Source organism: Candidatus Clostridium eludens (assembly GCF_045310515.1).
Lineage (GTDB): Bacteria > Bacillota > Clostridia > Clostridiales > Clostridiaceae > Clostridium_B > Clostridium_B eludens.
In genome coordinates this window covers 1-21,468 of sequence record NZ_JBJHZX010000055.1, presented here as the reverse complement: position 1 = coordinate 21,468, position 21,468 = coordinate 1, and the positions used below count along the sequence as shown (strand labels likewise).

Here is a 21,468-nt window from a genome sequence, read left to right as displayed (position 1 = left end):
GTCCACGGCAAGTTAAAATATGGGAATATCTTGGGATTTTCTCATTTTAATTTGTACTTTTTCTTGACATAGTACCAACAAGGCTTTTAGTAGGAGGTAAACAATGCAGTTTCATATAATGAATAATGGAATTGATTCGTTATGGTTTGGGTTAATTCATTATAAAAAATTTTTAGAAAATATTGATGATATGGGTTTAGGTATTGATGAACATTTTAGTGAATTAAAATTTTCTACAATGGCATTTCATAATGCGTTAGAGTTGTTTACGAAAAAAATATTGTATGATATAAATAAATTGTTAATTTTTACAGTTGATGTATCTGATGATTTCATTGCGAGGCTTTTACATGAGAAGTATGTAAAAAACAACGAGGACTCTCATATGGATTATTGGATAGCGGGTATGGTGGAAGATACAACATATAAAACTATTGAATACAAAAAGAGTATAGAAATTTTGAAATCTATATTTAAAGAAGAGTTATCAGATAGAGATTATGAAGTATTGGTATCACTTGGAAAAATGAGAAATGCAATGACTCATCTTGGGTATTGGGATGACTTTGGATGGTATAAAATATTAATTGTAATCAATGATAGCCTCGGGTTAGTCAAGGGTTTTTATAGCAAAACAATTAGAAAATCAGAGAGATATTTTGAAGGCAATGTATTAGAAGAAATTGATAGAGTTATAAATTTAGCGAGCAAAGGGCTTGAAGAAACGTGGTGGGCATCTTGGGAATATCAGATTGATGGAGTTTTTGATTATTTTGAAGAGGTCTTTGCTGAGTCAGTAGATAAAGTTGAATTGGATACGGATGATAGCATACATTCCTTGAAAAAATTATCTTTTAAACGAGAAGGAAAGAAAACAGATTTAGTTGTTAAATTAATTCCACGTTGTGACGCAATTCTATTTATAAAGGACGATATTATAATGTGTATAATAAATATGGCAGAATTAAAATTTGACGATAATTCAAAAATAGCATTTGAATCTTTTAAAATTTACTTTTTTAAAAGTAAGATGGTATTTAGCCCAGAGTTATATTTAGAATGGAAGAGCATGGGTGTTTGCCAAACACAAAGGCATCTGTTAAATCAGTTGGAAAAGCTTTATGAGTAATATAAAAAGTATTTGTAACCACAGGGAATTAGCAAAACAATAAGTGGCGTAGTTCAAAAACTGATATAATGCTATATAAATAAAACTGATCAATGCAGTAAATAAACATTTGATATTATAGTTTTGATTGGTTCCCATTATTCATATGATGAGAAGTTATAAAAAATTGAGTTCTGAATGTTATCTTAGGATAGGTTTAAAATAAGAAGCAATAGGTCTATTATCCTATTGCTTTAATTACATTTTTTATTTTAAAGATACAATTATTAAGTAAGAAGTATTAAGAGCTTTTCATTAAGGTCTAGTTTGATATTCTACTGCATACTTTCCGTTTTCTTCACATACATTTAAAACCGTAAAACCTTTCTTAGATAGCTTTTTAGATGCCTTGATAAATTGTTTTCTACCATTATATGTTCTTTCGGTTAACTTTCTCATAATTTATCATTCCCTTCCCATAAGTATAAATATATTAGTATATGTAATATTGTATCCTTTTTAATGATTTATAATAATATAAAAAGTTGGGAAAATGTACATGAGATTTTTATAGGCTCATTCAATTATTGACAACTCGAAACCTTCCTTAAAGACGATCTAAAACGTGAGAATCCTTTTCCATGAAATATAAAACTTTTTCAGAGCACATAATATCAAAATTAGAAATATCTTTATTTGTTAACTGTCTGAAGGCTTCTACCATTATGTCTGTTGATGGTAAACCATTTTTACAAGATCCACTTAAATGTAGTTTATCATCATGAGTAATACAATAGAATATTTCACAACCATCAAGTTCATAAGCTTTTAATTTCTTATATAGATTATCCATATTTACCATTTCTGAAGCATCCTTGCATTTTTTAGTTATGTTTTTTACTTTTTTCATAAAATTCCTCCTTATACTAGAACCTATGTTCGGCTGAAAATTAAAAAATATATAGTACACAGATATGTACCGAGTTGCTAAAGTTTATATATGAATTTGAGCACCACATTTTGTGCATTCAACTGCTCCGTGTAGGGAGCCATGAAACATATATAATATTGATTTAGCTTGGCCTTTGCATATTGGACATTCAAAGTCAAAAATTTCATTATCATTTTTATAGTTTTCTGCTGCTGCGTTTACTAATTGAATGGCATCATCAATTTCCTCATCATCACTTTTTTCATAATTAAATTCATTAATCAAAATTAACACTCCTTTTATTTAATTTATATTCAGCTAGTTATTTAGGAATATTATAGAGCTAATATGACTTTTAATTTAGTCCTTAAAATTTTTTCATAATTCCTAAATGTGGTTCAAAGTAAATCACATATGTATCTATTTCAAAGTATGTACCGTATTTTTGCTTGTAATATTCAATGGCTGCTTGTAAGAATTCTTCCGTTACATTTAAATATTGTGCTATCTCATATCTACCATGAACACCAGCATTAAAGGCATTTACTAAATCTATTATTCCAACTAGCTTTTCATATCCCCAATTTCTGGCTATTCTTTCTTGCTTTACTTTACTTATACTTTTGTTACCTATTATTTCTCCATGAGTTTTGAGATGGTGTCCTAATTCTTCAGCAAGAATACATGTTTTTTCTTTAAAAGTTTTTATGTTTTTTGATAATGCTATGATGTTATCTGCATATAATCCTTTATGTTTTCCAATATCCATTTCGACAACATCTATACCGTGTAATTCTATTTCTTCAAGAAGTTCATCATATGTCATAGGATTTCCCCCCTATATCAAAAATAAACTATTTATCTTTTTTCTTTCTTTTTTGAATAACAAATTCTATAAAATTTTTTATATCCTCAACATCATCATCCGTTATATCTTCACCGTCAAAATGCGCTGCTAATGTTTTTATCTCATTTTCTTTTACTAATTTTGATATTTTTTCATATGGTGTGTCTTCTTTAGGATTAGGATTAGTTCTGTTATCTGAATTACCTAATAAATAGTCTACAGTAACATTAAAGTATTTAGCTAATAGGTTTATAAAATCAGCATTCGGTATCCTTAAATTATTTTCATATCTTGATAATGTTGATTTAGTTGTGTTTAAAACATTTGCAAGTTCTTGTAGAGTTATATTTTTTTCTTTTCTAAGTTCTTTCATTCTTTCATTAAAAGTTGCCATAATAACACCTCGTTAGAAATATAATAGCATTTAGTTGCCAAAAACAACAACTAAATTGCCAAAAATAGAATATTTTTATTAGAAATCATTGACAAGTTACCAAATGTATAATAAAATGAAGTTACCAAACGGACAACTAAAGGAGATGAGGTGAGAATATTGGAAAAGAAGAGAACTAATTTTAAACTGAAAGGACTAAGGGGAGAGCATAATTTAAAACAATCTGATATAGCCCAAAAACTTGGTATAGCAGAATCTACTTATAATAGAAAAGAAAATGGATATGCTGATTTTTCAGAGACTGAAATGTATAAAATCAGCAAAATCTTCAACAAAAATCCTACATGTATTTTCTTTGATAATATTTTTTTTGATGATAAAGTTGCCAAATAGATAACAAAACAAATTCAAAATATTTTCCTGCTCGTTTTTATGATATCTACTCTATATTCAAGAGCTTTAAGGCTTTGGGTGTTTTCAGATGTTTGAGATTGAAGTCCATCAAGTTGAGGTTTTATTGGAGATAGTTCTTCTTTTAACAATTGTTTAATAGCAGATAAGGTTTCTTTATCCATGAAAATCATATCCTATCAATTTATTTTATAGTTTTTATAAACTCATTAAGTTTTTGAAGTTGCTCTGTATTAAGTGATTTGGCTCCGTTTATTAAATCTTTGAGTTCAGGGGTCAAAATTAAGGGTTCGCAGTTATCGGAATCTTTCAGAAAATCAACTAAGGTTATATTTAAAGCTGAACATATTTTTTCTAAAGTTTCAATATCAGCTGAACGCTCATTGTTTTCTAATCTATTCATAACAGGTTGGGATAGTCCTGCTAACGTTGCTAATTTACTATTTGATAAACCTAATTTTTCTCGTAAAGTTTTTATCCTGTTTCCAACATTCATAATATCACCTTTTATTCTAAAATCGAATATTTATATATTTTAATATTATATGAAATTCTAAGATAAATCAAGAAAATAGAAGATATCTCAGTTGTTTATTCTGTTTATGAATAAATATTGATTTGAATATTATTCTAAAAACGAATAGAATTTAATTATAGCAAGGAGGTGCAGAAGTGATTAGTAAAAATATTAAATCACTAAGATGTCAAAAAGGTATCTCTCAAATGGAGTTATCAATTAAAACTAACATGAGACAATCTCAAATATCCAAAATAGAAAATGGATTGAGAAAAGTGTCTAGTGAAGAATTAATTTTAATATCCAAAGCTTTACGGGTGCCAATAAGTAAACTACTAGAGCTAGAGGAAGCAAAGGAGATTGTGCAATAAACACAACTCACACAATAATTAAAACTGCATATAATACTGTAGCTAAATATGCTCAAAAATACCCGGGGAGGTGTTATTTTGCAAAAACCAATAAACGTAAGAGTCCACTATCCAGAAGATCCTAAAATACTTGATGAACTAGAAACAAGGAAAGCAAGATCTTTTGTTAGGGCATTAGTAAGTGAATATAAACTACCTCCTGACCAGATAGATGAACTTATAAAAGTAATAAAGAAAGAACAAACAGCAGCTAGTTAAAAATTCATCTACTAGGGATAACAAGCAGATTAACTAAAGCTTAAATACCCTTACTTATGGTATATAGCGAAAACATAAAGTTAAACATGTACACCATTCCAAGAATTAAGTAGAACAACCAATAATTCAAAGATAAGTAGTATAAACAAAGCCCATAGTGTAACAACTTAAATATATCAAAACTTAAGGTAGATATAAATATGGTAAAATCTACATTCATAAAAATATCTATCTAAAACTCTACAGCGAGGGGAGGTGACAGAATGATAGGAGTTGCAATAAAAGAAGCTAGAGAAGAAAGGGGGATGACACAAGAAGAGCTAGGACAGATAAGTTTTTTATCAAATAAGACAATCTCTGCTATAGAAACAGGTAGAAGAAGTCTTACAAGAGATAATCTAAAAACTATATGTAAAAAATTAGATGACCCTCGAATATATTTTCAAGCAGCAAGTGAGGTAACAGAGGATGTCTTTAGGCTTAATTGGTTAGATGGAGAGGCTGCAGATTTACATAGGGCAGCAGTGAGGGAAAAGGTCTTAGAAGAACTTGATGAAGCAGTACAAGCCATAACAGTCATTAAAACATATAAGAATCCTAAAACATGCAGTAGAAAAGATATAGAAGATATAGTCCAAAGTATACAGGAAACTATAGATGTATACAATGCCAGTGCAATCTATATAGCAGTAATGTGTAAAGCGTTCAATTTAGACATTCGGGAAATGTTTAAGGTACAGAAAGAAAAAATGATTAACAAGGGATACATTAAAAGATAGGAATATTCAATCTTATGTAAAAAATCATTTTGCAGATAAATACAAATACTTTCCCAATATATTCTATACTGAAGATTAAAAATTATTACTACTAAAAATAAAAAAGAGAGGAGGAATAAACATTGAGTAACTTAACAAAAATTCGAGATAGCTTGATACCGATTTACGAAAGTAAGCGTGGGAGTCAGCTAGTTAATGCAAGAGAACTTCATGAGTTTTTGAAAGTTCATCAAGATTTTTCAGACTGGATTAAAAAGCAATTAGGGGTCACAGAAAGCGCCGAAAATGTTCATTTTACTAAATTCCCTTTTAAACGGGAGCAGGTAAGTGGGAAAAAGACATCTATTGAATATATCTTAACTTTAGATACTGCAAAAGAAATTTGTATGATAGCAGGCGTAGCTCCACGAACAAATGAGGAAACCAAGAAATTAAGTAAACAAGCCAGGCAGTATTTTATAGAAGTTGAGAAAGCATGGAATAGTCCAGAATCAGTAATGGCAAGAGCATTAAAGATGGCTGATATGAAAATACTTGAATATAAAAATACAGTTATAAATCTTAGCAATAAACTTGAAGAACAGAAACCTAAAGTTTTATTTGCAGAAAGTGTAGAGGCTTCTACTACATCAATCCTAATCGGGCAACTTGCAAAAATTCTAAAGCAAAATGGAATTGACATTGGGCAGAATAGGTTGTTTGAATGGCTTCGTAAGAATGGGTATCTGATTAGTAGGAAGGGAACTGATTATAACATGCCTACGCAGAAATCTATGGAGTTAGGACTATTCACCATAAAGGAAACTTCAATAGGTCATTCAGACGGGCATGTAAGTATATCAAGCACTCCAAAGGTAACAGGAAAGGGACAAGTTCATTTTGTGAATAAGTTTAAGGAATTACAGGAAATTAAATTAGAAAAGTGGTGCTGTATAAATGAAAAAATATAAGATAAACGTTTGTGAAGAAGGGGCATTTAAGCATGAGATTATATTTGAAAGTGATGCTCCTGACATAGACAAAATCTTAGATAAGGCAAAAAAGAAAGATATTTGGACGGTGTAATTTTTACATTAAAAGAGCAGGGGTGTAGTATCAAGCGTGTCGTTAAGGATAAGGATGGAAGTTATGGAGAAGTAGAAATTGATGAATATGAGGAGATGGAGGAGGGGTAACCAAATGAACAACCCAAGAAAACTGTGCAAAAGGCAGGAGGAAGTGCCGAGAGACATAGATAGCACGAAAGTTCATGAAGGACAGTATTTTGTAATGATAATTATTGGTGGTGAAGGAATTGCCAATAAAGCTATTGATAATAATACATTGAAATGGCATGAAGAAAACTATAAGAAGTATGGAGAAAGATATATAACTCTAGGAGAAATATATAAACAACTCTTAGAAAAAGGTTATACAGGGACCATATATGTTTGGGAGGAGACACCACTAAGAGGAACAATATATCAGTGTAGCAACTACGAACAGGGGCGATGGACAGAACATGGCAAAACTAAAGGATACGCTTAATTATAGGTGAAGGAGGAAGTAGAAAATTGAATGAAGGTAATAAGAATATAGATAAGGAGATAGAAGCTGTCAGAGAAAAGTTGCATCAATATATTACTTTGTATGGTGAACAGGATAAAAGAACTTTGCAGGTTAGTGAAGAATTAGACGAGCTTATAGCTAAAAAAATGAAGGAGGAGAAGAAAGAATGAATGGGTACTTACAGTGCTTAATAGACCAGTATCAAAGGAAGGTTAGTAAAACTAAGACTCTAGTAGAAAAAAATATATATCTAGATATGGTTAATGATTTAATTGATTTGAAGAGACATATCCAAGATATAGACGAAGAAGCAGTTATTGAGGAAGATACTCCAAAGAAACATATTGCATTTGATTTTGTTGGTACAATGCCGGGGTTTATGGAGTATTTGAAAAATCTAAAGTTGAAAGAAGGTAAATGAATGAGAGGCAAAGAGTTTGTGGAGTTGCAAAGGGAAAACAAGAAGCTCAGGGAACTTTTAAAAGAAGGTATACAGCTTATGGAAGTTTGTGTAGAACAGGCAAAACACTGGGAAAGTATGTATAACCAGTTGAATAGGTATTGCAGGTTTAAGTATAACGATTAGGAGAGGTAGAAAAGATGGATTCACTTACAAAGAAAATAGATAAGGTAGAGCAGCTTGTTTTGGATGAAGGCTATGGTTACAAAAAAGCTGTAGATAGAGTTAAATATGATATTGATGGTGAACAGCTCTATGATGTGGAAACTGGACGAACTGTATGCCAGGATATTACTACGGCCACAGATAAACAAGTAAGAAGTTTATTACAGATAAAAAAGAACCCTTTGCAGAGGGTCCAAAAATAAAAATTCGTTATCCCCATTCTACACTGGAATGGGGGAAAAATCAAATATTAAGGAGAGAACATGATATTTGATTTCTGTATATACTATGTAGCATCAGTGTTTATGGGAATAATATTTATCACATTTATAGAAAAAATAAATAAGGTTATCGAGGAGGGAGAGCATGAGCAAAACAATAGTTTTAAAAGAACTACATCTTAGAAGTTTCAAAGGAATAAAAGAGCTTGATATAAACTTTAACAAAATAACAAACATCTACGGTGACAATGCCACAGGAAAGACCACAATATTTGACGCCTTTACATGGTTGCTATTTAACAAGGACAGCCAGGATATAAGCAAATTTGATGTACAGCCACTTGATGAGAATAATAAAATAGTTCATATGCTTGATACGGAAGTTGAGGCAGTACTTGAGATAAATGGTGTAAACACAGTATTAAGGAAGCTACTGAAAGAAAAGTGGGTCACACCAAAAGGAAAAACTAAATCAGAATGTAAGGGTGCCACTGCTTCTTATTATATTGATGATGTACCTAAGAAAGAGAATGAGTACAAGAAAAAAATAAATGAAGTTATCCAGGAGGATATATTTAAGCTCCTGGCAAATCCAATGCATTTCTCAACTAAAATGACATGGCAGGAAAGAAAAAAGATACTTATGGAAATGATAGACGAAATTACGGACCAAAATGTTATTGATTCAAAGGAAAAATTCAAACCCCTGGAAGAACTTCTTGTAAACAAGGATATAGAGGAACTTAAAAAAAGCATAAGTGCATCAAGAAAAAAGCTCGTAAAGGATAAGGAATCAATATCTCCAAGGGTTGATGAGCTTAGAAAAACAATAAAAGAGGATATTGATTTTAATGCCTTGGAATTTAGAAAACGCGGAATAGTTGCAGGTATAAAGAGTGTGGAAGAAAAGCTCCTTGATAAAACAAAGATGGATGATGAACTATTCATAAAAAAAGACAAACTTTATGGACTTAAATCTGGGCTTAAGGATATTGAATATAAAGAAATTTCAAAAGCTGAAAGTGGCAAGGATAAAATAGCCCAGGGAATAACCGGCTTAAATGGAGAAATAGCTGAACTTAAGTTTGATATAAGGTCCCTTGAAACTGAAAGAAACAACAACCTTAAAATAGTTAGGAATTTAGAAGTAGAGGTTAAAGATTTAAGAAACAAGTGGTATGAAGAAAATGAAAAGTTATTTGAACTTCCGGAGGATGCACGTATATGTCCTTTATGCAAAAGACCTTTTGAGGAAGAGGACATTGAAAGCCATAGGCAGGAACTACAAGCAAATTTTAACCAGAATAAAGCAGCAATTCTCAAAGATATAAGTAACAAGGGAAGTAATAAAGCAGAGGAATTTAAAAGATATGAAAATAGAGTATTGGAGAATGAAACTGCGTTGAAGAATGCTAATAATTCTTTGGGAAAACTCAACAGCCAAAAAGATAAGTTTCAATCTGAAATGGATAATTTCAAAGTGGTGGTAAATCTTGATGACAACAAGGAATACCAGGAGATATTAAAGCAGGTAGAAGCCCTTGAAACGGAACTGTCAAAACCAGTAGAATCGGATGTCCAGATAAGAGAACTTAAAGAGAGAAAAGAAAGTATAGAAAGAGAGCTTGAAGAGGTGAACTACAAGCTGGGATACAGGGAAATAAATGATAAGACAAATGCTAGGATTAAAGAACTTCTTAATAAGGAAAAAGAGTTGAGCCAGCAGATTGCCGATTTGGAGAAACAGGAGTTCCTGTGCAATGAATTTATAAAAACCAAGGTTGAACTTATGGAATCAAGCATTAATTCTAAATTCAAGTATGTTAAGTTCAGATTCTTTAAGACCCTGGTTAACGGAGGAATTGAAGAGGGCTGTGAATCTCTTGTAGATGGTATTCCATTTTCCACAAACTTAAATTCAGGTGCCAGAATCAATGCAGGAATAGATATTATAAACACCTTGTCTGGACACTATAGGATTAATGCACCAATATTTATAGATAACAGGGAAAGCACCACAAAGCTTATAGATGTGGAAAGCCAGGTAGTGAATTTAGCTGTAAGCAGTAAAGATAAATCTTTAAGAATTGAAAATGGTGAACTTGCGGAAGAAAAACAGCTAGCAAGCTAATAAATTAAAAGGGAAGTGATACAAATGGAAAGTAAAAGTACTGCAATAACATTAGCTAAGGAAGAGGCTTTAAATCAGATAACAGAAAAAATAGGTGAACTTAGAAAAAACAATGATATAATGTTTCCAACTAATTATTCAGTTGCCAATGCCTTAAACAATGCATGGCTTCAGCTCCAGGAAGTTAAGGACAAAAGCGATAAACTGGCACTTGAGGTATGCACTAAAAATTCAATTATAGGATCCCTATATGATATGTGTCTGCAGGGTTTAACGCCAGCTAAAAAGCAATGCTATTTCGTAGTTTATGGAAATCAGCTTCAGCTTATGAGAAGTTACATGGGAACTGTGGCAGTTACCAAAAGATTAAAAGGTATCAAGGATATAAAATCTTACTGCATATATGAGGGTGATGAATTTGAGCAGACCTATGATCTGGATACAGCAACTTTAAAGATCAGTAAATTCAATCCTAAGTTTGAAAACATAGATATAAATAAGATCAAAGGTGCCTTTGCGGTAGTAATAGGAGAAAATGGTCCCATCCATACAGAAGTAATGAATATTAATCAGATAAAAAAGGCATGGGGACAGGGTATTGCATATAAAAGTGGAAAATCTACAGCACATAATAATTTTACAGATGAAATGGCAAAGAAAACAGTTGTAAACAGAGCTTGCAAAATGTATGCAAATACTTCTGATGATAGTGACCTTCTGGTTGAAGCCTTTAATAATACAGACAAAACCTATGATGAAGAAAGTATGGTAGGTAATGTTGAATATGAAGTTAAGGAAGAGATAAAGGATAGAGCCAATAAAAAGTCTATAGATATAAAGGTTTCTGAAGAAAAAACGGAAAAGCAGAAGGTAATTGATGTGGAGCCTGAGAAGGTGGAAGAAAAACAAACTCTAAGTTCAGCAGAACAAACTGAAACAGAGGGACCAGGATTCTAGGAGGCGTAAGGATGAATTTCGAAACTTTTATTAAAACTATAAAGGAGAATCCTAAGGTATTGATATCGGTCAGCCATCCGATTATAAATAAATTTTTCTCTTCAAATTACGGAATACTTCCTAAAGAATATAGACACAAACTCAAGGAAGAAATGGACGAAGGATTAGCTTTGGACGAACTTATGGCTGCATTAGGTAATAATTTTCTTCCTAAGGATTTAGTAAAGATATTTGGTGAAGGAGATTTTACATTGAAATGAAACTTACAGTATTAGGGAGTGGATCAGCAGGTAACTGCTATCTACTCCAGAATAAAGATGAAACTTTGATACTTGATTGTGGACTATCCTATAAAACTATTTTAAAAGGACTGGATTTTAATTTGATGAATGTAGTGGGGTGCTTAGTCACCCATGAACATAAAGACCACAGTAAGTCTATAGAAGATCTTTTATCAAACACAATAAGAGTATATTCAAGTTTTGGAACATTTGAACATGTATTTGGCAGTATAAAGCGTAAAACCAATGCCCTTTGGTATTCGCATTTTATGGAAATAAAGTCAGAAGGTCAATTTACTGCAGGGGATTTTACTGTACTTCCTTTTGAAACTGAACATTTTAATAATGATGGTACACCATGTAAGGAGCCGTTAGGATTCCTCATACAGCACAAAGATATGGGCAAACTACTCTTCATTACAGACAGTTATTACTGTCAATACAACTTTACAGGACTTAATCACATTATGATTGAGTGTAATTACAGCATGGATATTGTAAATGAAAACTTTGAAAAAGGATTAATACATCCTGTTCTTAGAAACAGACTTTTCAAATCTCATTTCAGTTTGGAGAATGTGAAAGAATTTTTAAAAGCTACTGATTTAACTAAAGTTAAGGATATCGTGCTTTTACATCTTAGTGATAGTAATAGTAATACAGAAAGATTTAAAGAAGAAATAGAAAGGCTTACAGGAAAGCCTACCTATATTGCAGATAAAGGGTTGAAGATAGATTTATTTTAAGGAGCATTGGACTATGGGAGAAGGTGTATACATTGGCTAGACCTCAAAAAGAAGGATTAGAATATTTTCCGTTAGATGTTGATATGGATCAAGACGATAAAATTGCACTTATAGAAGCACAACACGGGTTAGTGGGTTTTGGTGTAGTAATTAAGTTATTAATGAAGATTTATAAGTATGGTTACTTTTATGAATGGACAGAAAAACAGCAATTACTCTTTTCAAAAAGGATTAATGTAGACATTAACTCAATTAATGTAATCATTAATGATTGTGTTAAGTGGGAGTTATTCGATAAAAATGCCTTTGAAAGTTATAAGGTACTTACTTCAAGGGGTATTCAGAAGAGATATTTAGAAGCAGTAGGCAGAAGACAAAAGGTAAAAATATACAAAGAATACCTGCTTTTAGACAATGAAACTATTAATGTACACAAAAACCTAGTTATTGTTAACATTAACCCTAATAGTGAGGCAGTTTATGAAGACATTAATCCCCAAAGTAAAGTAAAGGAAAGTAAAGTAAAGAAAAGTAAAGAAGAGAGAGAAGAAAGTAAGGTTTCTGATACCAGAAACTCTCTCTCCGAAAAAGCACTAGAACTCTGTAAATATTACGAGACACTAAAACCAGGTGAGAGCATAACAAAGCATATCGCTAGCTTAAAGATATTTATAAACGATTATGGGTATGACTGGTGTAGGGAAGCGTTGAATGTAATGGTGAAGAATAAAAACAGTTTTATTAAGGGCTACATGGAGAAGATATTGAAAAACTGGGTTTCAGAAGGGAAGAGTGAGAAACATGGAAGTAGTGAACAGGATACTGGCTCAAGTCCGTATGACTTCTCAAGGTTTGAAGGAGGCTAAATACAATTGTCCTCTGTGTTTTGATACTAGTTGGGTAAAGACAGAAACGGGGTATAGAAGGTGCAGCTGCTATGAAAAAGAATATGCCCAAAGACTCTGGAAAAGCTTTGGAGTAGACCCTGCCAGGGTAAAAAATCTGAATGATTACAAGGGCTATGATGATGTTACAAAAAAAGCCCTGTATATGGCTAAAGCCTATATACGCAACTTTGAAAGTATCAGGGATACCGAAGAAAACAGCTTTGGTTTGTTTGGGCAGCCTGGGGCAGGAAAAAGCCATATAGCAATAGCCATAGGTGCAGCACTTTTAAACCAGAAAAATCCTGTACAGGTGATTTATATGCCATACTTGGAAGCCATGAGGGAGCTCAAGGCAAACGTCAATGATGATGAATATTATCTAAGGCTTTCAAACAGGTATCAAAGGGCTTCAGTGTTAATCATAGACGATTTGTTCAAGGATAAGGTTAAAAATGCCCAGTTGATTAAAGACAGGTACGGAAATAAACTAGGACTTAGCGATGTTGATATAAAGCACATAATGCCAATTATAAATTACAGGTATTTTAATAAGCTTCCAACTCTGATAAGTACGGAATGTACAATGGGTATTCTTGTAGAACTTGATGAAGCACTGGCAAGGAGAATACTTGAACCTTGTGGATATAACAAAATAGTTTTTAAAGGTGCCGAGCATAATTACAGGATGCGGAAGTTTGTCAGGGGGTGAAATATAAATGGCCAGAATGAGGATTAATTGGACCCTTGAAAAGAGTGATTTTTTAATAAATAACTGGGGTGACATGACAATAGTAGACATGGCAGCAGCACTAAAAATGAGTACTACTGCAGTAACCGATAGGGCAAATAAATTAAACCTAAGGGAATCTAATCCTACTTTCATTTCAACTCAATGTGTTAGAAATGTGGGGAAGAAGTTCAAGTTAGGACATGCTGTTGAAATAAAGGTGAAAAATAGAAGACCCTACAAGATTGTAAAGGGTACTGTGGTTGATAAGACAGAATGGCTTGTGGTAGTTCGGGAAAAAAACCATAGGCAAAGTTTTGAGTATGTGAAGTTCTGTATAGGGGAGGCTGAGGTAATATGATTTATAAATCTAAATATTCAACAGTGTTTAAATGCTCTTACTGTGGTACAGAGAATAAAATGCCATGTAACTTTTGTGCAAAGTGTGGAAAAAAATTGATGGAGGATAGGTGTTTGCACTGCTGGAGAAGCAGTAAGAAAGTTGTAAGAAGTACTGCTAAAAGTTGTGATGAATGCAATGTAGATAAGTTTAGTCCTAAAGGATTATATAAATAACAGCTGAATTTAAGCAAGAACATAGCAAATTTCAAAGAAAATGGTACAAGTAAATTCATGTCTTAAAAATATAACTGTCTTAAAATGGCTGTGTGTGAGTTTTATGGCATTAGTGCATTAGGAGGATAGATATGGATATTGAAGAAATAATAAAATGACTTAAATATGATTTGGATGAAAATATAGAGATTAAGTAAGGGCTTGTAAGTGAGGCATCTACGGAAGGAATAGATAAAGTTATACAAGCTTTACAGGAAGCTATAGTGAGGTTGAATAAATGAGTATGGTGTTACGTGACATCATAAGAGGTCTAGAAAATTGATAAATAGAAGGTGATGGCATGATTTTAGCAATAGATCCGGGTAATACAGAAAGTGCATATGTGGTGATAGATTATAATTTAAAACCCATAGAATTCGGAAAGTTTGTAAATGAAAATGTCAGACAGGAATTGAGAAGAAACATTAGAAAATATGGACATGAATTAAAAATAGTAATAGAAATGGTAGCCAGCTATGGTATGGCTGTGGGGCGTGAGGTATTTGAAACTTGCGTATGGATTGGAAGATTTACTGAAATGGCAGAACAATTCAATATGAATGCAAATTACATATATCGTAAAGATGAAAAGTTTAATTTGTGTAATTCCGCAAGAGCCAATGACAGCACTATAACGCAGGCTCTAGTAGATAGATTTGCATATGGAGTACGGAATCATGGTAAGGGTACGAAAAAGGCTCCAGGATGGTTTTATGGATTTAAGAAGGACATATGGCAGGCTTATGCGGTGGGAGTTACTTATTATGATTTGTATTTGCCTAAAGATCAAGCAGGGGAAAGGAGGGCAAAGTAAGTGGGAAATAACGATAAAAATAGTGTTAATAATGTTGACACCAGTAGTCCAATATTTAAGAAAATACTTAATCAGTTAGATTTAAGAATAAAGGCTGTGATGGACAAAGTTTATGATAATAAAGATTTCCAAAGTGGAGATATAACCTTGAAGATAACATTAGGTACAGTAAGCAACACAAAAGAATTTGTGGTGATGAAGGAAGGCAGATTAATTAACAAGGAATATGAATATAGGAGTTTAGATATAAAACATGCCATTACCACAACACTAAAGCAAACAGATAAGACTGATGGAGAATACAAAGGAGAAAAAGAATTAATTAAAAATAGTGATGGGGATTTTATAGAGGTACCAATTAAAGATGGCCAAATGAATATGTTCGATAGATAGGAAATCGTAAGTATTAGCAAAGAGCCTTTGATGAATTAACATCAAAAGCTCTTCGTAAGAATCATTGTTGCTTAGGGAGGCTTTACACTACCTACTGGATTCGACAATTTCCCATGCTTTCGCTACTGCGCCCAATGCATTCTGTAAGAATAGTTGTTTTTGTGGACAATCTTTATCCTGTTGGATCTTCTGTTGGCAAAGGGTAATCTGCTGATTTGCTACCTGAAGTTGTTGCCCAATTTCCTGTTTCAATGTGGAATTACTTATCATAATTACACCTCCTAACACTTTAAATTATTCTATAGCTTGCGCTATTTAAAGGAATGTTATTCGTATATTATGGCATAAGTTAAGGATGGGTCTATATGGGGTTTTGGAAATGCAACGATGGGACCGAGGTTGAAATGATATTTGATGAACGGGGCCATTTTGTAAAGTTTGGTGATGATGTTACAAGAGAGAATGCTGAAAAAGCAAAGCAAGAAATTGTTGAGGCTAATAAAGAGTTATAGGTGTTGCTCATGGACGATACTATTCTTCGCAATACAAAGATTCTCCAATAAAACTAAACACCGGGGATTATCCATCCCCGGTATAAAGAGAAATATCGAATATATTTAATTATAGTATTTTAGTTTATGCACAATGTCCGATATTATTAAGTTTAATATATTGATATAACCTTATATGAATATGGTGTACAGATTTTAAATTATAATACTGGGAGTTGGAGGGAGCATATGAAAGTATTAACTATCAGGCAACCTTGGGCAAGTCTCATAACTCTTGGTGAAAAGAAGATTGAGACAAGGTCATGGAGAACTAATTATCGTGGAGAATTGTTTATACATGCAGGTAAGAGTGTTGATAAAGAAGCATGTAATGAATATTTTATAAAAGGAGCATTGCAAAAGCATGGGTATACAACGAGCAATTTTCCTACTGGAGTGATAATTGCAAAAGTAGATTTAGTCGATTGCATAGCAATAGATTTAGGGACAGATCCAGGGCTAAGAAAAGCTAAACTTAAAGATGGCAATGTAATTCAAGGTGATGAGTATAGTTTTGGAGATTATACTCCAGAAAGATATGCATGGATTTTAGATAACATAGAGCCGTTGAAAGAACTAATACCTGCAAAAGGCCAATTAAGCTTGTGGGAATATAAAGATTTAGCTTAAATAAGATTTAAGGGGAGGAATCGAAATAATGGATGAAATGAAATTCATTGATATGGAAGAAAAACTCCGGAACTATTTTAGCAAGGATAAGAAAATTAGTGTACTGAATAAAAAGTTGGAAGTTTTAAAAAGTCAGATAGATATAATAGAGTACAAGCTTAAGAATGTTGCAGTAGACCTCCCCGAAGAATCACGTTCCATGGTATATGAAGAAAGAGTTCAGACAAGTCCTACAGGTGAAAGTTATGCTGAGCGGACTTTACTGCGTATAACGGATAAATTAATTAAGGAACAATCATGGAAGAGAGAACAGGTGGCAGACATAGAAGAAGTTCTTAGAAATATGGAAGCAGACAATGCTGTTATTGAGGCTAATATTAAGGATTTAAGGATTGAGGACCAGGAATTTTTAAAAGAGAAATACAAGTATAAAAAGGCAGATTGGCAGGTTGGAATGAAATTTAATATGTCCCAGGGTGCGGTTACTAAAAGGAGGCATAAGCTTATTAAAAATATAATTAACTGGGATATGTGGGTTAGTGCTTAGAATGAAAAATTTGCGAACTAACTATCACTATTTGTTATACAAACGATGACATTTAAATTATTATTATGACAATAGTTACTAAGGAAGATTGTGAAAGTATTAACATCTGATAGCAATTATGGTATAATGTACCTAAGGGAGAGGTGTTGATATGAATAAAAAAAGATTAGACTATCATTTATTTTTACGGTATTAGTCTTGCTACTATTTTCCACGGCTACAGTTTTGGCGGCAGATGGTACTCCAACTGTCAAAAGATTGTCAGGCACTGATAGATATGCAACTTCTGCAGCAATTGCCTTAAGCGGGTGGACCCAATCGGATTATGCAATTTTAGCTAGTGGAGAAAATTTTCCAGATGCTATAAGTGCTGCACCATTAGCTAAAAAATATAATGCTCCAATACTTTTGACTGAAACTAATTCCATACCTTCAGATACATTAAATGCAATCCAACAACTAAAAATTAAAAATATTATTATTATAGGAGGTACAGGAAGTGTTTCGACAGCAGTTGATCAACAGTTGACTTCTTCAGGCATAGTAGTAACAAGAATAGCTGGACAAGACCGTTATGAAACATGTATAAAAGTAGCCGAACAACTGGACAACGTTAATGAAATTGCAATAGTTACAGGTGAGAGCTTTCCAGATGCCTTATCTATATCACCTATAGCTATAAAAAGAAATATGCCTATCATATTAGTTAACCATAATGGAATTCCAGATGTTGTAAAAAATTATATTAACAGTCATAAATTGGCTACAACATATTTTATTGGTTCAGGGACATCATTGAACAATACAGTACTGACAGGTTTGTCTAATGTAGAGCTAATAACAGGAGACGACAAATATCAAATAAACTTGAATATTATAGATAAATTTAAGAGCGATTTGGATTTAAGTACAGTGTATTTAGCTAGCGGTGAGAATTTTCCAGATGCTTTAAGTGGTTCTATTTTGTCAGGCAAAAATTCTAATCCATTAGTCTTGGTTGGGAATAATCCAAGTGCTGAAAAAGAGTATTTTACTAATAATTCTAGTGCTATATCGAACATTAATGTATTAGGTGGTACAGGAGTAATCTCAGATGAGGTTGTTAACGAGCTTATAGGTAAATCCGCAGCTTCAACGCCTTCATCTATTACTTCAGAAGCGAATGAAATTAAGTTTATTTCAACTAATTTAACGAAGACAGGAACGAATACAGCTACTTTTCAATACGAAGTATTAGATAAAAATGGTGCAGATATTACTAAATCAATTCCAACTTCAGAGATAATTGGAGTTGCAACTTTTAGCTCATCAGTAACATTAGATCCATCAACAGGAATCGGTACGATAACATTTGACTCCTCTTATGATACTGATAAAACAGTCATTGTCACACTAATAGACGTCGTAGCTCGTGAATCCATAAGGATAAATTATCCTCCGATTAATAAATGACCCAATTACAGGAGTTTCAACAAGTGAAGTGCTACATTAACTGTTGGTCAATAAGATAATATAGTAACAAATTAATTATTAGAATTACGATAGAGTTTTATATACTATAGCTTTAATATTGGCATTAGGGACAAATAATTTATTTAAATATCGTATACCGTATTATTCAGAGATGATATGCTCCTCTTAAGGTAGACAGATTAAAAAATAAGAAATCTGTTACTAGAAAGGGGAGTATCTTTATGTTCAGAAGAACTAAATATACAGTAGAGGAAAAATACAAGATTTTAATGGAATATAGGAATAGGAGTATGTGAATACAAGAAATCCATGTTAAGTATAGGATTAGTGTTTATGCCTTTTATAAATGGAGATACAACTATGAGAAGTATGGAGTAGGTGGACTAAAAGAGTTGGAGACTTACAAAAAATATTCAAAAGAACTAAAGGAACAAGTTGTCCAGGAATACCTTTCCGGCAAATACTCACAAGGAGAACTTGTAAAAAGAATTGTAATTCAAGGATATTAGGAATTATTCAGGAATTAAGTAGGAATTAAAATGGAATTAGGTTGGAACTAAAATATTGCCAAAATGTAGTATGATAGTTATAGTGAGAACATTAGGAACTCACTGGTAGCAATTCATGGTAAATATTCCAATATACCTGTGGCTCCAGGGTCAAATGGAGCTGTCAATGCGGAAAATCGTAAAATATGAGTTAATTATTTTTCATTTTTAAGGAAATTTTAAGAATAAGTATATAAAATAATTATTAATAGGTCCCATATTACCATAAGGTAATATAAAGAGATAAGCATCTACCATCCAAGGTGCTTATTTTTATGTTGTTCACAAAATAATGGTATTTGTTACAAATAGTTAATGATTATGTCATTAAACTGTAATAAATACCATATATGATTATAAGTGTCCTAAGGAAATAAACTTAGAGAAAATAAGAACAACTATTCGAAGGGGTGAGTATGATGCATGATTTTCCGAATATTACCATGGTTTATAGTGCAAATAAATTAGAATGTCTAGAAGATAAAATAAAAGAAATAAAACTGGAACATAAAAAATTAAATAGAAATTGTGAAGTTAAAGTAATACCCAAACCTGATCCTCAAATGATTACCTTTGATGGATATACAAATATACAGTTTCAACTTTCCATATACATTAGACATTTAAGTGTTAACTAAAAATAGTAATTATCTCCTTAGAAGGATGTATACATCATGAAAGTAGGCATACGTCATCTAGGGTAATTAATTTTATATTGTTTACAAATAGTTGTTATATATGACATTAGATTGTAACAAATATCGTATATAATAAATGTAACATCAATAAATGGCTCATAAATTTAGTTTTCCAAATGGAAATTTAAGCTAGTGTCTGTAGTTGCAGGGCACTCTAAATTCAAATGCAACTGCCAGAAGTTGACATGTTAGATTATTAGACTCCTTTTAAAATAATTATTGAAATAAGCACTTAGTATTATTGAGTGCTTGTTTTTGTTGGAAAAAGTCAAATTGTTTGAATATTGTGGATAATATGTATAACTTGCGGATAATTTGTAAAAATAGTGCATAAAATAACAAGTTAAGTGAGAAAGGGGGGATGAAGATAAGAGACATCATAAAAGAAAAGCTTAATCAAGATGAAAAATTAAATAAAGATAAAACAGGACCGAGGAGAGGGGAATGCCTCTCCTTGTTTAATTTCCAAAACAAAACGAATAGGCGGGTGGTGACAATGTAGAGATGTCGAGACAGAGAAGTCCCAATAGGGATAAAGCTAAGCAAATGTACATGGAATCGGGTAAAACACTACTATGTAAGGACATAGCGAAGATTTTAAATATTTCCGAAAGTTAGGTTAGAAATTGGAAAGCCCAGGATAATTGGGACAATAAAAATAAAATTGCGCAATCAAACGGGAATAGTTGCGCAACTAAACGTAAAAAGGGCGGCCAACCACAAAATAAGAACTCAAAAGGTCATGTGAGCAGCGTATCAAAATGGAATAAAAACGCTGAATCCCATAGTTTTTTTCTAAGATTTTTCCTCCTGAAACAATGGAGGTGGTGCAAGATATTATGATAAAGGATCCTTTAGATATGCTCTGGGAAAATATAATAATCCAGTATACGGCCATAGCAAGGTCACAGAGGATTATGGATGTTACTGAAAAATCAGAAATGATTAAGGAACTTAAAAAATCCAAGGTCAAAACAAAAGATAGAAGTACAGAGAAAACTTCCACTAATGAATCAGAGGAAGAATATGAATTGAGTTCCAAATAAACATAAAACATACAAATGGAGATTTGAATATTAACTTAATGAATAAATATAAAGAGAAATTATAAGTAGGACTGACCTATTAAGGAGGTACTATTCCATAAATGGAGTGGTGCCTTTTTTATTTTATCTGGGAGGTATGGACATGAATAAAAAAGAATTTGATAGGATATCGGAGGCTGAAAAATGGTTGCGCAAGTATAAGAGTATAAAAGCAGGTATTGAGAGCTTAAAAGAAGAATATACGGCGTTGAGTAATGATGGTTGTAGAATAGAACATACAGACGGCAAATTAAATTTATTGAATAATAGAATAAAAATTATGGAAACAAAATTAGATCAGGCTGATAGAGCTTTAAATTCACTTAGTAAGGTTGAAAGAGAAGTTATAACATATAAGTGTATAGAAGGTATGTG

At 32.3% G+C, this 21,468-nt stretch carries 38 protein-coding genes and 1 pseudogene; 31 read left to right on the top strand and 8 right to left on the bottom strand.

Features of this window, described 5'->3' with window-relative positions:
* Positions 1-103 precede the first annotated feature (103 nt).
* A complete protein-coding gene (locus tag ACJDU8_RS22630; protein WP_406794449.1) occupies positions 104-1,129 on the top strand; it encodes a hypothetical protein in 1,026 nt (341 codons plus the stop codon).
* A 294-nt stretch (positions 1,130-1,423) separates the two neighbouring features.
* Here ACJDU8_RS22630 and ACJDU8_RS22625 read toward each other — a convergent pair whose 3' ends face one another.
* The 5 genes from ACJDU8_RS22625 to ACJDU8_RS22605 all read right to left on the bottom strand — a co-directional run bounded on the left by ACJDU8_RS22625 (position 1,424) and on the right by ACJDU8_RS22605 (position 3,280).
* Complete coding sequence (locus ACJDU8_RS22625; RefSeq protein WP_406794448.1) at positions 1,424-1,567, bottom strand: hypothetical protein; 144 nt, start codon at positions 1,565-1,567, stop codon at positions 1,424-1,426.
* A gap of 148 nt (positions 1,568-1,715) precedes the next feature.
* Entirely contained in the window at positions 1,716-2,018 is a 303-nt protein-coding gene (locus tag ACJDU8_RS22620) for a hypothetical protein (RefSeq protein WP_406794447.1), read from the bottom strand.
* 84 nt (positions 2,019-2,102) lie between these two features.
* Entirely contained in the window at positions 2,103-2,324 is a 222-nt protein-coding gene (locus ACJDU8_RS22615) for a hypothetical protein (RefSeq protein ID WP_406794446.1), read from the bottom strand.
* 82 nt (positions 2,325-2,406) lie between these two features.
* A complete protein-coding gene (locus ACJDU8_RS22610) occupies positions 2,407-2,865 on the bottom strand; it encodes an ImmA/IrrE family metallo-endopeptidase (RefSeq protein WP_406794445.1) in 459 nt (152 codons plus the stop codon).
* A gap of 28 nt (positions 2,866-2,893) precedes the next feature.
* Positions 2,894-3,280 carry a helix-turn-helix domain-containing protein gene (locus ACJDU8_RS22605; protein ID WP_406794444.1) on the bottom strand — a complete coding sequence of 129 codons (387 nt, stop codon included), beginning with the start codon at positions 3,278-3,280 and terminating at the stop codon, positions 2,894-2,896.
* Positions 3,281-3,430: 150 nt separating this feature from the next.
* Here ACJDU8_RS22605 and ACJDU8_RS22600 point away from each other — a divergent pair, with 150 nt between their 5' ends.
* Positions 3,431-3,673, top strand: a complete 243-nt coding sequence (locus ACJDU8_RS22600) for a helix-turn-helix transcriptional regulator (protein WP_406794443.1) — start codon at positions 3,431-3,433, stop codon at positions 3,671-3,673.
* A gap of 14 nt (positions 3,674-3,687) precedes the next feature.
* Here the strand turns inward: ACJDU8_RS22600 and ACJDU8_RS22595 are convergent, their stop codons facing one another.
* A complete protein-coding gene (locus ACJDU8_RS22595) occupies positions 3,688-3,855 on the bottom strand; it encodes a hypothetical protein (protein WP_406794442.1) in 168 nt (55 codons plus the stop codon).
* Positions 3,856-3,875: 20 nt separating this feature from the next.
* A complete protein-coding gene (locus ACJDU8_RS22590) occupies positions 3,876-4,187 on the bottom strand; it encodes a helix-turn-helix domain-containing protein (RefSeq protein ID WP_406794441.1) in 312 nt (103 codons plus the stop codon).
* A 176-nt stretch (positions 4,188-4,363) separates the two neighbouring features.
* On the opposite strand from ACJDU8_RS22590, the gene ACJDU8_RS22585 reads away from it, so the two are divergent.
* From ACJDU8_RS22585 to ACJDU8_RS22490, 20 genes are all read left to right on the top strand, one after another.
* Positions 4,364-4,579, top strand: coding sequence for a helix-turn-helix domain-containing protein (locus ACJDU8_RS22585; protein WP_406794440.1), 216 nt, complete (start codon positions 4,364-4,366; stop codon positions 4,577-4,579).
* Positions 4,580-4,657: 78 nt separating this feature from the next.
* The gene (locus ACJDU8_RS22580) at positions 4,658-4,837 is read left to right on the top strand and encodes a hypothetical protein (protein WP_406794439.1); all 180 of its coding nucleotides are present in this window, start codon (positions 4,658-4,660) and stop codon (positions 4,835-4,837) included.
* A gap of 263 nt (positions 4,838-5,100) precedes the next feature.
* Entirely contained in the window at positions 5,101-5,616 is a 516-nt protein-coding gene (locus ACJDU8_RS22575; protein WP_406794438.1) for a helix-turn-helix domain-containing protein, read from the top strand.
* Positions 5,617-5,738: 122 nt separating this feature from the next.
* Complete coding sequence (locus ACJDU8_RS22570; protein ID WP_406794437.1) at positions 5,739-6,566, top strand: phage antirepressor KilAC domain-containing protein; 828 nt, start codon at positions 5,739-5,741, stop codon at positions 6,564-6,566.
* Positions 6,553-6,681, top strand: a complete 129-nt coding sequence (locus tag ACJDU8_RS22565) for a hypothetical protein (protein WP_406794436.1) — start codon at positions 6,553-6,555, stop codon at positions 6,679-6,681. Before ACJDU8_RS22570 ends, ACJDU8_RS22565 begins: the two co-directional genes overlap by 14 nt.
* Before the next feature lie 114 nt (positions 6,682-6,795).
* Entirely contained in the window at positions 6,796-7,143 is a 348-nt protein-coding gene (locus tag ACJDU8_RS22560; RefSeq protein ID WP_406794435.1) for a hypothetical protein, read from the top strand.
* Positions 7,144-7,169: 26 nt separating this feature from the next.
* Positions 7,170-7,334 carry an aspartyl-phosphate phosphatase Spo0E family protein gene (locus ACJDU8_RS22555; RefSeq protein ID WP_406794434.1) on the top strand — a complete coding sequence of 55 codons (165 nt, stop codon included), beginning with the start codon at positions 7,170-7,172 and terminating at the stop codon, positions 7,332-7,334.
* Positions 7,331-7,585, top strand: a complete 255-nt coding sequence (locus tag ACJDU8_RS22550) for a hypothetical protein (RefSeq protein ID WP_406794433.1) — start codon at positions 7,331-7,333, stop codon at positions 7,583-7,585. The genes ACJDU8_RS22555 and ACJDU8_RS22550 overlap by 4 nt, the downstream gene beginning before the upstream one ends.
* Entirely contained in the window at positions 7,586-7,750 is a 165-nt protein-coding gene (locus tag ACJDU8_RS22545) for a hypothetical protein (RefSeq protein WP_406794432.1), read from the top strand.
* 14 nt (positions 7,751-7,764) lie between these two features.
* Positions 7,765-7,992: a hypothetical protein gene (locus ACJDU8_RS22540; RefSeq protein ID WP_406794431.1), complete on the top strand. Its 228-nt coding sequence runs from the start codon at positions 7,765-7,767 to the stop codon at positions 7,990-7,992.
* 163 nt (positions 7,993-8,155) lie between these two features.
* Entirely contained in the window at positions 8,156-10,141 is a 1,986-nt protein-coding gene (locus tag ACJDU8_RS22535; protein WP_406794430.1) for a DUF2813 domain-containing protein, read from the top strand.
* A gap of 24 nt (positions 10,142-10,165) precedes the next feature.
* A complete protein-coding gene (locus tag ACJDU8_RS22530) occupies positions 10,166-11,098 on the top strand; it encodes a recombinase RecT (protein ID WP_406794429.1) in 933 nt (310 codons plus the stop codon).
* A gap of 11 nt (positions 11,099-11,109) precedes the next feature.
* Positions 11,110-11,358: a hypothetical protein gene (locus ACJDU8_RS22525; RefSeq protein ID WP_406794428.1), complete on the top strand. Its 249-nt coding sequence runs from the start codon at positions 11,110-11,112 to the stop codon at positions 11,356-11,358.
* The gene (locus tag ACJDU8_RS22520) at positions 11,355-12,125 is read left to right on the top strand and encodes an MBL fold metallo-hydrolase (RefSeq protein WP_406794427.1); all 771 of its coding nucleotides are present in this window, start codon (positions 11,355-11,357) and stop codon (positions 12,123-12,125) included. The genes ACJDU8_RS22525 and ACJDU8_RS22520 overlap by 4 nt, the downstream gene beginning before the upstream one ends.
* A gap of 32 nt (positions 12,126-12,157) precedes the next feature.
* Positions 12,158-12,991, top strand: a complete 834-nt coding sequence (locus ACJDU8_RS22515; protein ID WP_406794426.1) for a DUF4373 domain-containing protein — start codon at positions 12,158-12,160, stop codon at positions 12,989-12,991.
* On the top strand, positions 12,927-13,721 hold the full coding sequence (locus ACJDU8_RS22510) for an ATP-binding protein (RefSeq protein WP_406794425.1): 795 nt from the start codon (positions 12,927-12,929) through the stop codon (positions 13,719-13,721). The genes ACJDU8_RS22515 and ACJDU8_RS22510 overlap by 65 nt, the downstream gene beginning before the upstream one ends.
* A gap of 7 nt (positions 13,722-13,728) precedes the next feature.
* On the top strand, positions 13,729-14,100 hold the full coding sequence (locus ACJDU8_RS22505) for a hypothetical protein (protein WP_406794424.1): 372 nt from the start codon (positions 13,729-13,731) through the stop codon (positions 14,098-14,100).
* Positions 14,097-14,315: a hypothetical protein gene (locus tag ACJDU8_RS22500; RefSeq protein ID WP_406794423.1), complete on the top strand. Its 219-nt coding sequence runs from the start codon at positions 14,097-14,099 to the stop codon at positions 14,313-14,315. Before ACJDU8_RS22505 ends, ACJDU8_RS22500 begins: the two co-directional genes overlap by 4 nt.
* 340 nt (positions 14,316-14,655) lie before the next feature.
* Positions 14,656-15,168 carry a hypothetical protein gene (locus ACJDU8_RS22495; RefSeq protein ID WP_406794422.1) on the top strand — a complete coding sequence of 171 codons (513 nt, stop codon included), beginning with the start codon at positions 14,656-14,658 and terminating at the stop codon, positions 15,166-15,168.
* The gene (locus ACJDU8_RS22490; protein ID WP_406794421.1) at positions 15,169-15,561 is read left to right on the top strand and encodes a hypothetical protein; all 393 of its coding nucleotides are present in this window, start codon (positions 15,169-15,171) and stop codon (positions 15,559-15,561) included.
* A gap of 87 nt (positions 15,562-15,648) precedes the next feature.
* Here the strand turns inward: ACJDU8_RS22490 and ACJDU8_RS22485 are convergent, their stop codons facing one another.
* Positions 15,649-15,831 carry a hypothetical protein gene (locus tag ACJDU8_RS22485; RefSeq protein WP_406794420.1) on the bottom strand — a complete coding sequence of 61 codons (183 nt, stop codon included), beginning with the start codon at positions 15,829-15,831 and terminating at the stop codon, positions 15,649-15,651.
* A gap of 95 nt (positions 15,832-15,926) precedes the next feature.
* On the opposite strand from ACJDU8_RS22485, the gene ACJDU8_RS22480 reads away from it, so the two are divergent.
* From ACJDU8_RS22480 to ACJDU8_RS22440, 9 genes and pseudogenes are all read left to right on the top strand, one after another.
* Complete coding sequence (locus ACJDU8_RS22480; protein WP_406794419.1) at positions 15,927-16,073, top strand: hypothetical protein; 147 nt, start codon at positions 15,927-15,929, stop codon at positions 16,071-16,073.
* Positions 16,074-16,301: 228 nt separating this feature from the next.
* Complete coding sequence (locus ACJDU8_RS22475) at positions 16,302-16,742, top strand: ASCH domain-containing protein (protein WP_406794418.1); 441 nt, start codon at positions 16,302-16,304, stop codon at positions 16,740-16,742.
* A 28-nt stretch (positions 16,743-16,770) separates the two neighbouring features.
* Positions 16,771-17,289 carry a hypothetical protein gene (locus ACJDU8_RS22470; protein ID WP_406794417.1) on the top strand — a complete coding sequence of 173 codons (519 nt, stop codon included), beginning with the start codon at positions 16,771-16,773 and terminating at the stop codon, positions 17,287-17,289.
* Between the two features lie 198 nt (positions 17,290-17,487).
* Positions 17,488-18,741, top strand: coding sequence for a cell wall-binding repeat-containing protein (locus ACJDU8_RS22465; RefSeq protein WP_406794416.1), 1,254 nt, complete (start codon positions 17,488-17,490; stop codon positions 18,739-18,741).
* Positions 18,742-19,729: 988 nt separating this feature from the next.
* A complete protein-coding gene (locus ACJDU8_RS22460) occupies positions 19,730-19,948 on the top strand; it encodes a hypothetical protein (RefSeq protein ID WP_406794415.1) in 219 nt (72 codons plus the stop codon).
* A gap of 421 nt (positions 19,949-20,369) precedes the next feature.
* On the top strand, positions 20,370-20,510 hold the full coding sequence (locus ACJDU8_RS22455) for a hypothetical protein (RefSeq protein ID WP_406794414.1): 141 nt from the start codon (positions 20,370-20,372) through the stop codon (positions 20,508-20,510).
* A 2-nt stretch (positions 20,511-20,512) separates the two neighbouring features.
* Positions 20,513-20,851, top strand: a pseudogene (locus ACJDU8_RS22450) (phage terminase small subunit-related protein).
* Positions 20,848-21,054, top strand: coding sequence for a hypothetical protein (locus tag ACJDU8_RS22445; RefSeq protein ID WP_406794413.1), 207 nt, complete (start codon positions 20,848-20,850; stop codon positions 21,052-21,054). Before ACJDU8_RS22450 ends, ACJDU8_RS22445 begins: the two are co-directional and overlap by 4 nt.
* 142 nt (positions 21,055-21,196) lie before the next feature.
* The coding region (locus tag ACJDU8_RS22440; protein WP_406794412.1) for a hypothetical protein at positions 21,197-21,468 on the top strand (272 nt) is incomplete at its 3' end.